Origin of the sequence: Catenibacterium sp. UBA627, from assembly GCF_002299355.1 — a bacterium.
Lineage (GTDB): Bacteria > Bacillota_I > Bacilli_A > Erysipelotrichales > Coprobacillaceae > Catenibacterium > Catenibacterium mitsuoka.
The window spans coordinates 1-11,731 of sequence record NZ_DBPF01000091.1; the positions used below are offsets into that span (position 1 = coordinate 1).

Sequence of the window (11,731 nt, forward strand, 5' to 3'; positions counted from 1 at the left end):
TTTTTTTGTGAACTATTAGTTCTCTCTTAAAAAAGTTATTTACATGTATTACGTACTTTTTTTACGATTCTAATGTGAATACTTGTAATTGATCTTCAAATAATAAAGAATAGTAGTGAAGANNATATAGATTTTTGACACTACCAGTGAAGAAGAGAGGAACATATATGATACTTACAATTGGATTTATTGGAAATGGGAAAAGCACGAATCGTTACCATATGCCATTTATACTCACTAGAAAAGATAAAATTAAAGTAAAGACAATCTATAACCGTTCTATTCACTTTGATACTTGGAAGAAAATAGAAGAAATTCACTATACAGATAACTTAGATGAATTACTCTATGACAAAGACATTCAGGTTATTGTAGTGACTTTAAAATCGAGTCTTCATTATGAATATGCAAAAAAGGTATTAGAAGCAGGAAAACATTGCGTAGTAGAAAAGCCATTCGCAGCAAGTTATGCACAGGCAAAAGAACTATTTGATTTAGCTGAGTCTAAAGGACTCATGCTTCAATGTTATCAAAATAGAAGATTTGATAGTGACTTCTTAACTGTTCAAAAGGTCATTGAATCTGGAAAACTTGGGGACCTATTAGAATTAGAAATGCATTTTGATTACTATCGTCCAGAAGTACCAGAAAGCATTCATGAATTCTCAGTAATTGATTCTTATCTCTATGGTCATGCTTGTCATACCTTAGATCAGGTGATCTCTTATTTTGGTAAACCAGATCATGCACATTACGATGTACGCCAATTATTAGGTACAGGACGTATGAATGATTACTTTGATTTAGATCTTTATTATGGAACTCTAAAGGTCTCAGTAAAATCATCATATTTCCGTATAAAAGAGCGTCCTAGCTTTGTTTTATATGGTAAGAAGGGAATGTTTACTAAAACAAAAAAAGACCGTCAGGAAGCGGATTTGAAACATTTCTATATGCCTTATGAACATGATGACTTTGGCTTAGATACACCAGATGATTATGGCACTCTTATCTATGATGAAGAGGGTCATTATCATGAAGAGAAGATCGAGACAGTGAAAGGTGATTATGGTTACTACTATGATGCATTGTATGAAACAATCATCAATCATAAGCCACAGCTTGTTACTAAGGAACAAACATTATTACAGATGAAGATATTAGAAGATGCAATCAAAGGATTAAAGTAGGAGGGTATATTATGAAACTTGGTATTGTAGGATCAGGAATGATCGTTAAAGACTTTTTAAAGATGTTTAATGAATTAAACGGTATTGAACTATTAGGTATCTCAGCACGTAATGAAGAAAACTTAAAGAATCTTTGTGTTCAGTATCCAATTGAACGTTATTATTTAAGTTATGAAGAAATGTTGGAAAATAAAGATATTGATACTATCTATGTTGCTGTACCAAACGACTTACATTTCATTATGTCTAAAAAAGCGCTTCTTGCAGGTAAAAACGTGATATGTGAAAAACCATTCACGACTAACCTCAAAGAGGCCTTAGAACTCAAGGAAATTGCTAAGAAAGAGGATTTATTCCTTTTAGAAGCTATTCCTAATCGATTCTTCCCTAACACTTATCTACTAAAAGAAAAGGTAAAGGAACTAGGCAATATTCGTGTGATTAACTTTAACTTCTCACAATATTCATCAAGATATGATCGTTTTAAAAAAGGAGATATTGCGCCTGCTTTTGATCCAAATCATTCAGGTGGTTCTTTAATGGATCTAGGTGTTTATAACATCAATCTTATTATGGAATTGTTTGGTAAACCAGAAAACGTGGATTATTATCCTAATATTGAAAGAGGTATTGATACATCAGGTGTACTTGTGATGGATTATGGTTATATGAAAGCAGTTTGTGTTGCCGCAAAGGATTGCCAGGCACCGCTAGCTTCTACTATTCAGGGAGATGAAGGTTATATTGTCATGAGAAGTCCATCAAGTCAGATTACTGAATTCCAGATGGCTTTTAATAAGCAGGAAGAAGTGACTTATAACGAAAACGGACCACATAACCGTATGTATTATGAATTTGTGGAATTGAAGAAAATCATTGAAACAAATGATAAAGAAAAGATGGCTGCACTTTTACAGGATACATTAGATGTTATGGAAGTACTTACTGAAGCGAGAAAAAAAGCAGGGGTTATATTCCCTGCTGACTAAGAGATGTTCAACATCTCTTTTTTATATTTTTAAATCTTTATGAACTATTCCAACAAAAAATAGAATAAGAATTGTGACTAAGACAGTAATCACAAAGAGTTCTAAAGTATTCTGCTTAGGTTGATCTTTCTCTTGAACTGTTACTGAAGCATTCTTATTTGTATTATTTGTATTTTGAACTGTTTCTGTAAGAACAGGTGAATAAGCCTGTACAGAGGTTGGCTGAACACAGCCAATCACTAACATTATAATTGATAAACACTTAATTAATCGCATCATGATAGAGTTACTCATTGAAATGCCTTCTTTCCCCATATACAACTGTATTCTAGTCCTCATATAAACAATCGTCAATATAACAAGCGCTTACAAATATATAAAAAAGAGAAGAAAAATTCTTCTCTTAGTGATGGAAATTTGTATGTCCAGTAGAAAGTTCTGGTCTTTCAAGGCCAGCTTTTTTACCTGCTTCAATAGACTTAAGAAGCCAGCTCATATTTTTTGCGATGTTCTGCATAGTTGCAACACCTTCTGCATCTTTATATACATCTTCAGGTTCACTTCCAAAGACTTCATTCCAATAATTGGCAGATACAATAGGCATATGAGAAATACTGAAATGTTTGTTGACAACATCCATGCTTGCCACCTGTCCAGCACGTCTTGCACTAAAGATACAAGCTCCTGGTTTATAGACAAAGACACTCTTATTTGAGTAGAAGGCTCTGTCTAATACCGCAAGTAATCTTGCACTCGGATGAGCATAGTAGACAGGTGAGGCAAAGATAAAGCCATCACAGTCTTTTGCTTTTGTAGTGATTTCATTGACTACATCATCAAATATACATTGATGTTCAGTTATACACTTCTTACAGTTCATACAATCCGCAATAGGCTGAATGCCAATAAAGATGATTTCTGTTTCAATACCTTCTTCTTTAAATGTTTCAGCCATAATATCTAAAGCTGCACGTGTACAGCCATTATTACGAGAACTTCCATTAATCATAAGTACTTTCATAGATTTACCCCCTTATGGTAAAGGTTTATCACTTGCTAGATAAAGATCATACCATTCCTGACGTGTTAATTCGATATTCGCAGCTTCTGCTGTTTCAATTAAATGTTTAGGAGAAGTCGTACCAGTAATAGCTTGAATATGGGCGGGATGTCTTAAAATCCATGCAGTCGCAATTGTGGCAGGAGTAACATTATATTTCTTTGCTAGATCATCAAGAACGTTATTTAATTTCTTATAATCAGGATGATTTAAGAAAGTCCCTTCAGCCCAGGATGCCTGCACAATACTCCAAGCCTGGATTGTAATATCATTTAAACGACAATAGTCAAGTACACCGCCATCTTTATCAATCGCAAAGTCTTCCTTCATATTCATGTTCATACCACTATCAATCATCACAGAATGCACAATAGAAAGCTGTAACTGATTAATGATAATAGGATGTTTAGTATACTTCTGTAATAAGGCAATCTGTCCTGGTGTATGATTAGATACTCCAAAGTATTTGACCTTACCACTAACATACAGTTCATCAAATGCTTCTGCCACTTCTTGAGGGTCGCATAATGCGTCAGGTCTATGTAATAAAAGAATTTCTACATGATCAGTATGGAGTCTTTTTAATGACCCATTGACCGCATTTATAATATACTCTTTAGAAAAGTCATAACGTTTCCCAGGTACAATGGCACACTTTGTCTGAATAATCATCTTTTCACGATATTCAGGATGTTTTTCAAGAACTTGTCCAAATAACTCTTCTGACTTTCCTCCACCATAAATATCAGCATGATCAAAAAAGTTAATACCACAATCTAATGCAGTCTTCACAAGTTCTTCTACTTCCTCAATACTCTTATCTGCAATACGCATGCAGCCCAAGGCGATTTCAGATACTTTTAAATCAGTTTTTGGTAGATCATAGTACTTCATATTAAATACCTCTTGTATAAGTCTTTAACCATTCATTTTCTTCATCAGTTAAGTATGGCTTTAATGATTCTCTTACGAATTCATGATACTTATTCAATGCTTCTCTTTCATCAGTCGTTAGTAAAGAAACATCAAGACCATCTAAGTCAATAGGACATAAAGTAAGAGGTACAAACTTCATCCACTGGCCATACTCATTCTTGATATCTTCAACACATAATAATTCATTTTCTAAACGGATACCAAACTGGCCTTCGATATAGACACCAGGTTCATCCGTTGTAATCATACCTGCTTCCTGAATTGCAGAAGGCTTTCGTGGATCACGTAAACGTGGTCTAATATCATTTGGCCCTTCATGGACATTTAAGAAATGACCGACACCATGACCTGTACCACACTGGAAATCAATATGCTGCTTCCATAACTCATGTCTTACAAGACCATCAATCCAGATACCATTTGCACCATATAAGAAAACAGCTTCCTGCATCTTCAACATAGCCTTTAATACATATGTGAAGTATTTTCTTTCAGTCTCGCTGATTTCACCTAAGATGAATGTACGTGTAATATCAGTTGTACCATCTAAATACTGTCCACCTGAGTCAATAAGAAGCATACCTTCTTTTTTAACATGAACATCATGTTCATGAGAAGGATGATAGTGCATTAATGCCGCATTTTCTTTATAAGCAGTAATTGTATTAAATGAAATATCGGTAAATAATTCCTGTGCTTCTCTAAAGCTTAATAACTTATCAGTAATAGAACATTCAGTCGCATCATCAGGCATAGAAGTCTTTAACCAATACATGAACTTAGTCATTGCTACACCATCTTTTAAATGTGCATGCTTTGTATTTTCAATTTCTACATCTGACTTAATACTCTTGAAGTATTGTGATGGGTTAGACCCTTCCATGATTTCACAGTCAATAAATGAATAGATGGCATAGTTGATGGCACTTAAGTCTACAAGTACCTGACCACTTAATCTCTTTGTATCTAGATAGATATCATCATAAGAACGGATTTCAACACCATCATTCTTATAAGCTTCAATCATTGTTTCATCATAAGTACCATCCTGAAGATATAAATAAGCGTTATCTAAAGTGATAATACTAAATGCCATAGCCATTGGAGAATGAGGAATATCCTTGCCTCTAATATTGAATGTCCATGCAATATCATCTAATGATGTAATGATATGCGCATTACATTCATTTTCCTCCATATAACCACGAATCCAATCAAGTTTTTGTGCTGTGCTTTGTCCATGATACTTCACATCATAGATATAAGCAGGTTCATGAGAACGTTCTGGACGATTTGTCCATACATCAGTCATATCGATGTCTTTTAATTCAAAATCAGTTTCTCTACCTTCATCTAAATCAATGATAAATGAAGCAGTTGTTACTTTACCATTGAAGCCAAGTACATCACCATCATCAAGATGATCAATGAGGAAATCCTTCACACTAGGAACATCTGCATTACCCATCTTCATGAGTTTAATACCAGGATAGAGTTCTTTTTCGGCCTGAATGAAATAACGTCCATCAGTCCATAACCATGCTTCTTCCTGTCCTACAACTAGGACTCCAGCAGAACCCGTAAAGCCGCTTAGATACTTTCTAAATTGGTCATGTTCGCCTACAATTTCACTCTGATGATCATCATCAGTAGGCACATAATAGAACTTGATATTTTGTTCTTTTAATCTTTTCTGTAATTCTTTTATCATTTTTTTATCACCCATGATAAGTTTAACACAAATGAGGGAGATAAGGTATAATACAATTAGGAGATGATTAATAATGAACGAATGGAATCTTGATGCCCTATATACGTCATTTCAAGACAAAAAATTTCAAGAAGATTTAAACACTCTTAAGGATTTAAATAAGAACTATTCCACTTATAGAAGCGAGAAAACAGAAGCGGCATTACATAAAATAATAGAGACAAAAATAGAAATTGAAAAGAGAGTAGAAAGGCTTCATTTTTTTATACAGCTTTCTTTATCAGCTCATACAGATGATGCGGAAGCAGCACGTTATCTTGATCAATTAAATAATATAACTGCCTCAATGGTAGGGGAAGATATTAAGAATAATGCCTATATTGCGGAATTTGATTTAGATAGTTGTCAGGATCCTTTTATCAAGGAACATGCTTATATTCTTCATGAAATTAAAAATAAACAGAAGTATGTATTAGATGAAAAACAGGAATCAATCATAGCCCATATGAAAAATACAGGTTCTTATGCCTGGATGAAGCATAAGGATGCGGTTGTATCTTCTATTAAAGTGAATATAGATGGATATGATTATCCACTTACTGAAGTACTGAACATGGCTCATAGTCCCGATAAGCAGACAAGAATGAAAGCTTATTTCGCAGAACTAGATGCCTATAAACCATATGAAGAAACGATTGCGACATGTTTAAGTGGAATCAAGGGTGAAGTACTCTATACAAGTAAACTGAGAGGTTATGAATCACCATTAGAAGAATCATGTATCAAATCACGATTAAAGATGGAGACTCTTAATACATTACTTTCAGTTATGAAAAAGAATATGCCAGAAATAAGAGAATACCTTAAAATCAAGGCAGACTATCTAGGCTATCAGAACGGCTTACCTTGGTTTGAACTTTATGCGCCTGTTGTTGAAGATGATGAAGACTATCCATTTGAGAAAGGTTCTCAATTTGTCGTGGATCAGTTCTACACATTCTCAAAACATTTAGGTGATTTTGCGACTCATGCAATTAAGAATCATTGGGCTGATGTCTATCCAAGAGAAAATAAAGTCGGTGGTGCATTCTGTGAAAATATTAGAAGTTTGAAACAAAGTCGTTTCTTATTCAACTATGGAAATCATTTTTCTGATGTGATTACTGTAGCCCATGAATTTGGTCATGGTTTCCATGGAAGATGTTTAGGTGATCAAACAATATTGAATACTCATTATCCAATGCCGATTGGAGAAACAGCCTCTAACTTCTGTGAAACAATAGTGGGAAAAGGTGCATTAAAATCAGCAACACCTACTCAAAAGATTGTGATATTAGAGAATACATTAAGTAATGCAACTCAGGTGATCTGTGATATTTATTCTCGTTTCTTATTTGAAAGCCGCTTCTTTGAAGCAAGAAAACAAGGACCAGTGAGTGCGGAAGAAACAAAGAAAATCATGCTTCAAGCACAGATAGAAGCGTATGGTGATGGATTAGATCATAATTATCTCCATCCATATATGTGGACATGGAAACCTCATTATTATGATTCAGACTATTCATTCTATAACTACCCATACGCCTTTGGTTCATTACTTGCGAAAGGACTTTATGCACGTTATCAAAAAGATACTGAACACTTCCCAGAGGATTATGAAACATTCCTTTCGGTCACAGGTAAGATGGATTTAGAAGATATTGCGAAAACACTTGATATAAATCTCACAGATGAATCATTCTGGCAGAGTTCTATTGATATCATCAAAGAAGATATTGATACATTTAAAACGCTTCTAGAGGAATACAAACATGATTGATACATTCTATCAAAAAGAAAATCTAGAAGTCTATAAGCGATATCTCTATTTCCAGTTAAAAGATGATTCTCGTTTTCAAACAGTATTCAATGACAATGAATATCACATTACTTATCAATCACGCACAGCATCTATTCACTTCCATGATATAGGCATGATAGAAGAAGAAATCATCAGCGATGATAAGCAGATCTTTTATCTTCATTTTCCATTGACTACATTTCCTATTGCCTTAGAACTTTATCGATGTATGATCAATAAACTCATAGAAGAAAAAGTCAAACCAATGAAGGTGATATTATGCTGTAGTGGGGGAATGACATCAGGATTCTTTAAGGAAAAGATGCAGAACTATATTTTAAAAAACAACCTCCCATTGATTATAGAAGGGGCAGCAGTTCATACTGTGGAAAAGAAGTGTCTCTATTATGATGTTGTATTATTAGCACCACAAATGGGTTATAAGAAAGAAGAGATAGAGACATTGACACATAAAGATGTAGGTGTGATTGATCCTCAGGTCTTTGCGACATATGATTGTGGCGCATTATACAAACAGATTCAATATTACTATAGGAGGAATAACGAATGAGGGATACAAAAAGCGATATGATCTCTGGTGAACTCTATCAGCCATTTTCAAAAGAACTCTATAATGATCGTCTTTATTGTAAGAGTCTCTGTCATGAGTTAAACAATCTTTCACCGCTAAAAAGAGATGATATCAATCTTATACTAGATAAACTATTAAATGAATGTAATGAAGCTTTTATTGAACAACCTTTTCATTGTACATATGGTTATAATATTTCTTTAGGGAAGAACTTCTATTCTAAAGATAATCTCTTTATTGATGATAGTGGAATAGTGTCTATTAGCGATAATGTGACTATTGGATATAATGTCACAATACTCACATCAGTTACACCAATCAGTTGCCAGGATCGTGCAAAAGGATTAGAAAGTACACTCCCAGTACGTATTTATGAAGGAGTATGCATTGGATCCAATACAGTAATTTATCCAGGTGTAAAGATCAATAGAGAATCTATTATTGAACCAGGATCAGTTGTAAAGGATGACATCCCACCATTTGTGATTGCGGGAGGCAATCCATGTCGTGTTATTAGCGCAATTGATGATAAGGACTTGATGAGAAAATGAGAGAATTAGGACAATTATATGACTATACACTCCTTCATTTCCTTCATCATCTAGCCGAAAGTACAAACGGTGCACTCACACCATTCTTTCGCTTTATCTCTTATTTTGGTGATAAAGGCATCTTCTTTATCGCTTTATCCCTAGTACTCATTTATTTTAAAAAGACAAGAAAACTCGGTATATGTATCCTCATTAGTCTTGCAATAGGCGCTATCTTTACAAGTCTCTTTTTAAAGAATGCTATAGGACGTCATCGTCCTTATTTATCCGGTGTGGACGAATACTATAACTGGTGGAAGTATGTAGGAAGCTTACATTATAAAGAATTCTCATTTCCTTCAGGACATACTACAGCCACTATGGCTGTTATGATGTGTATATTCTTAACATGTAATAAGAAATACAGCTGGTTAGTTTTTATCTTTGTCGCATTAATGGGACTAAGTCGTAATTATTTCATGGTGCACTACCCAACAGATATTCTAGGTGGTATTATGATAGGCGGAATATCTGGTCTTATTTCATATTTGATATGTTATAAGAGTAAATTATTGGGAGGAAGAACATGAAACTAACAATGCTAGGTACGGGGAATGCCTTAGTCACTAAGATTTATAACACATGTTTTGTCTTAGAAGACAACCATCAATACTTTATGGTTGATGCAGGAGGAGGAAACCAAATCCTAACTCAGCTAAAAAATGCAGGATATGACTGGAAGGATATGAAGCATATCTTCTTGACTCATAAGCATATTGACCATCTATTAGGTATGGTCTGGATGATGCGTATGATTACACAGTTTATGAATGCAGGTAAATATGAAGGTGATGCTTATATCTATGGTCATGATGAAGTCATTCATATTTTGAAAGATATGGCTGACACACTTCTTGTACCAAAACAGAGTGCATTAATTGGAAAAAGACTTCACTTAGTAGAAGTGAAGGATCAAGAAACTAAAGAAATTATGGGACATCCAGTCACTTTCTTTGATATCCATTCTACTAAAGCTAAGCAGTTTGGCTTCATGATGGAATATGATGGTAAGAAGCTGACATGTTGTGGTGATGAACCTTATTGTGAAGAAGAGAAAGTCTATGCAGAAAATGCAGATGTACTCTTGCATGAAGCATTCTGTTTATATGAAGAAAGAGACTTCAGACATCCTTATGAAAAACATCATTCAACAGTGAAAGATGCCTGTGAACTTGCGCAGAAACTTCATATTAAGAATCTTGTACTCTATCATACAGAAGATGATCATGTAGACAATCGTAAAGAACTCTACAAGGCAGAAGGTGCACACTATTATACAGGAAATATATTTGTTCCTGATGATTTAGAAGTAATGGAATTTTAGAGCTATCATTTGATAGCTTTTTATATTAATTATTTTTTTGAAAAAAGTGCGATATATATATTAATTAACAAGAGTATATAATATAAATAGATATAAAACTTGAAAGAAAGGATGATGATTATGAGTAAAAAGAAACGCGTCATTTCAGAAGAAAAGACAAAAGAACTTCAAAAAGATTGGCAAGGCTATGGCGCGATGACAGTGGCATATAGTCTTGTAGTTATCATTATCGTTCTTATTGCGATTATCGCAAAATTGTATTTCTAATAGAAAAGCCTCTGGATTATTTTCCAGAGGTTTTCCATTTCTGTCCATATTGATCTGCTTTGATAATAGCTTTTAATAAATTCTTTGAAGTCACTTCAAAAGACATATTTAATGTCGTAGATCCTTCTTTAACTGCTTCTAAGCATACATGCATTAATGCTTCTTCATCTATTTCTTTCATTCCTAAATCAGAGAGTGTAGTAGGTAACTCTAATGCTTCTAAGAACTCATAATAGCTCTTTAATGTATCCTTAGGAGTATTCTCCAATACCAATTGTACAAGTGTGCAAAAAGCCACTTTTTCACCATGCATCTTACTCTTTGTTTCAGGAATAAGAGTGAATGCATTATGCAGGCCATGACCTACAGCTTCTCCACCAGACTCAAAACCAATACCACTTAAATAAATATTAGCTTCTATCACATTTTCTAGTGCTTCTGTGACTTTATGCTGCTTACAATCTTCTACAGCCTGCAATCCATAAGAATAGACAATATCAAAACAAGCTTTAGATATTGCTAAAGCACTTCTTGTCACCTGACTATGAAGACAATTCTCACTATGACTCACATAACAAGCCTTGGCTTCAAAATAAGTACTAAATGCATCACCAATACCCGCTCTCAGTAATCTTACTGGGGCATTCGCAATGACCTGTGTATCCACAATCACTTGATCTGGACTCTTAGGTAAATATAAATAATGATCAAACGTATGATCATCATGATAAATTACTGATAAAGAAGAACATGGGGCATCTGTACTCGCTGCAGTAGGTATAACGACAATAGGCTTTTTCGCATAATAACCACATGCTTTAGTGGTATCTAATACCTTTCCTCCACCGACACCGACAATCACTTCACTATTTGTTTCTTCTACAATATGTTGTATTCTTTCAATCTCACTCATACTACATTCATTTTGAAATAGTACAACAGTCATTTCCTGTTCATGTAAGCTTTCCTCTATCTGAGGTATAAACATTTCTTTAAGGTTTTCACTTGTAATAACGACAATTCTTTTATAGTCCTTTAAATCATCACCAAGACATTTTAATTCATCTTTACCTTGTCTATATCTTGTTGGTGCACCAATCATTTTGCTCATATTATCACTCTCCTATTTTTATTATAAAACATGAAAAAAACAATGAGGAGAATTTTCTCCTCATTGTTTACATATCGCAAAGACCTTTGTCTTCTCCGTATACTGAATACCAATCATTATT

At 34.1% G+C, this 11,731-nt stretch carries 13 protein-coding genes; 8 read left to right on the top strand and 5 right to left on the bottom strand.

Annotated elements, in window-relative coordinates:
* Window positions 1-167 precede the first annotated feature (167 nt).
* Together B2S90_RS05685 and B2S90_RS05690 are read left to right on the top strand one after the other, a co-directional pair.
* Window positions 168-1,190, top strand: a complete 1,023-nt coding sequence (locus B2S90_RS05685) for a Gfo/Idh/MocA family oxidoreductase (RefSeq protein WP_147556558.1) — start codon at window positions 168-170, stop codon at window positions 1,188-1,190.
* 11 nt (window positions 1,191-1,201) lie between these two features.
* Window positions 1,202-2,179 (top strand): Gfo/Idh/MocA family protein, encoded by a 978-nt coding sequence (locus tag B2S90_RS05690; RefSeq protein ID WP_278860818.1) that lies wholly within the window; start codon window positions 1,202-1,204, stop codon window positions 2,177-2,179.
* Window positions 2,180-2,200: 21 nt separating this feature from the next.
* On the opposite strand, the gene B2S90_RS05695 is transcribed toward B2S90_RS05690, so the two are convergent.
* The 4 genes from B2S90_RS05695 to B2S90_RS05710 all read right to left on the bottom strand — a co-directional run bounded on the left by B2S90_RS05695 (window position 2,201) and on the right by B2S90_RS05710 (window position 5,886).
* Window positions 2,201-2,473, bottom strand: coding sequence for a hypothetical protein (locus B2S90_RS05695; protein ID WP_040390046.1), 273 nt, complete (start codon window positions 2,471-2,473; stop codon window positions 2,201-2,203).
* 109 nt (window positions 2,474-2,582) lie between these two features.
* Window positions 2,583-3,200: a flavodoxin family protein gene (locus B2S90_RS05700; RefSeq protein ID WP_286696687.1), complete on the bottom strand. Its 618-nt coding sequence runs from the start codon at window positions 3,198-3,200 to the stop codon at window positions 2,583-2,585.
* A gap of 12 nt (window positions 3,201-3,212) precedes the next feature.
* Window positions 3,213-4,133, bottom strand: a complete 921-nt coding sequence (locus B2S90_RS05705; protein WP_055234401.1) for an aldo/keto reductase — start codon at window positions 4,131-4,133, stop codon at window positions 3,213-3,215.
* Window position 4,134: 1 nt separating this feature from the next.
* Complete coding sequence (locus B2S90_RS05710; RefSeq protein WP_286696688.1) at window positions 4,135-5,886, bottom strand: aminopeptidase P family N-terminal domain-containing protein; 1,752 nt, start codon at window positions 5,884-5,886, stop codon at window positions 4,135-4,137.
* A gap of 73 nt (window positions 5,887-5,959) precedes the next feature.
* Here B2S90_RS05710 and B2S90_RS05715 point away from each other — a divergent pair, with 73 nt between their 5' ends.
* The 6 genes from B2S90_RS05715 (at window position 5,960) to B2S90_RS05740 (ending at window position 10,499) form a co-directional block, all read left to right on the top strand.
* Entirely contained in the window at window positions 5,960-7,705 is a 1,746-nt protein-coding gene (locus tag B2S90_RS05715; protein ID WP_278860812.1) for a M3 family oligoendopeptidase, read from the top strand.
* On the top strand, window positions 7,698-8,297 hold the full coding sequence (locus tag B2S90_RS05720; RefSeq protein WP_055289829.1) for a PTS sugar transporter subunit IIB: 600 nt from the start codon (window positions 7,698-7,700) through the stop codon (window positions 8,295-8,297). The genes B2S90_RS05715 and B2S90_RS05720 overlap by 8 nt, the downstream gene beginning before the upstream one ends.
* Window positions 8,294-8,869, top strand: coding sequence for a sugar O-acetyltransferase (locus B2S90_RS05725; protein WP_286696689.1), 576 nt, complete (start codon window positions 8,294-8,296; stop codon window positions 8,867-8,869). The genes B2S90_RS05720 and B2S90_RS05725 overlap by 4 nt, the downstream gene beginning before the upstream one ends.
* Window positions 8,866-9,438: a phosphatase PAP2 family protein gene (locus B2S90_RS05730; protein WP_286696690.1), complete on the top strand. Its 573-nt coding sequence runs from the start codon at window positions 8,866-8,868 to the stop codon at window positions 9,436-9,438. Before B2S90_RS05725 ends, B2S90_RS05730 begins: the two co-directional genes overlap by 4 nt.
* Window positions 9,435-10,232, top strand: a complete 798-nt coding sequence (locus B2S90_RS05735; protein ID WP_055234412.1) for an MBL fold metallo-hydrolase — start codon at window positions 9,435-9,437, stop codon at window positions 10,230-10,232. Before B2S90_RS05730 ends, B2S90_RS05735 begins: the two co-directional genes overlap by 4 nt.
* Window positions 10,233-10,352: 120 nt before the next feature.
* Window positions 10,353-10,499 (top strand): hypothetical protein, encoded by a 147-nt coding sequence (locus B2S90_RS05740; protein WP_022424163.1) that lies wholly within the window; start codon window positions 10,353-10,355, stop codon window positions 10,497-10,499.
* Between the two features lie 16 nt (window positions 10,500-10,515).
* On the opposite strand, the gene B2S90_RS05745 is transcribed toward B2S90_RS05740, so the two are convergent.
* Complete coding sequence (locus tag B2S90_RS05745) at window positions 10,516-11,610, bottom strand: glycerol dehydrogenase (RefSeq protein WP_286696691.1); 1,095 nt, start codon at window positions 11,608-11,610, stop codon at window positions 10,516-10,518.
* Between the last annotated feature and the right edge of the window lie 121 nt (window positions 11,611-11,731).

Excerpts from the sequence above, each read along its gene's own strand:
- B2S90_RS05685 (WP_147556558.1), top strand. The coding sequence starts at position 168 with ATGATACTTACAATTGGATTTATTGGAAATGGGAAAAGCACGAATCGT.
- B2S90_RS05690 (WP_278860818.1), top strand. The coding sequence starts at position 1,202 with ATGAAACTTGGTATTGTAGGATCAGGAATGATCGTTAAAGACTTTTTA.
- B2S90_RS05695 (WP_040390046.1), bottom strand. The coding sequence starts at position 2,473 with ATGAGTAACTCTATCATGATGCGATTAATTAAGTGTTTATCAATTATA.
- B2S90_RS05700 (WP_286696687.1), bottom strand. The coding sequence starts at position 3,200 with ATGAAAGTACTTATGATTAATGGAAGTTCTCGTAATAATGGCTGTACA.
- B2S90_RS05705 (WP_055234401.1), bottom strand. The coding sequence starts at position 4,133 with ATGAAGTACTATGATCTACCAAAAACTGATTTAAAAGTATCTGAAATC.
- B2S90_RS05710 (WP_286696688.1), bottom strand. The coding sequence starts at position 5,886 with ATGATAAAAGAATTACAGAAAAGATTAAAAGAACAAAATATCAAGTTC.
- B2S90_RS05715 (WP_278860812.1), top strand. The coding sequence starts at position 5,960 with ATGAACGAATGGAATCTTGATGCCCTATATACGTCATTTCAAGACAAA.
- B2S90_RS05720 (WP_055289829.1), top strand. The coding sequence starts at position 7,698 with ATGATTGATACATTCTATCAAAAAGAAAATCTAGAAGTCTATAAGCGA.
- B2S90_RS05725 (WP_286696689.1), top strand. The coding sequence starts at position 8,294 with ATGAGGGATACAAAAAGCGATATGATCTCTGGTGAACTCTATCAGCCA.
- B2S90_RS05730 (WP_286696690.1), top strand. The coding sequence starts at position 8,866 with ATGAGAGAATTAGGACAATTATATGACTATACACTCCTTCATTTCCTT.
- B2S90_RS05735 (WP_055234412.1), top strand. The coding sequence starts at position 9,435 with ATGAAACTAACAATGCTAGGTACGGGGAATGCCTTAGTCACTAAGATT.
- B2S90_RS05740 (WP_022424163.1), top strand. The coding sequence starts at position 10,353 with ATGAGTAAAAAGAAACGCGTCATTTCAGAAGAAAAGACAAAAGAACTT.
- B2S90_RS05745 (WP_286696691.1), bottom strand. The coding sequence starts at position 11,610 with ATGAGCAAAATGATTGGTGCACCAACAAGATATAGACAAGGTAAAGAT.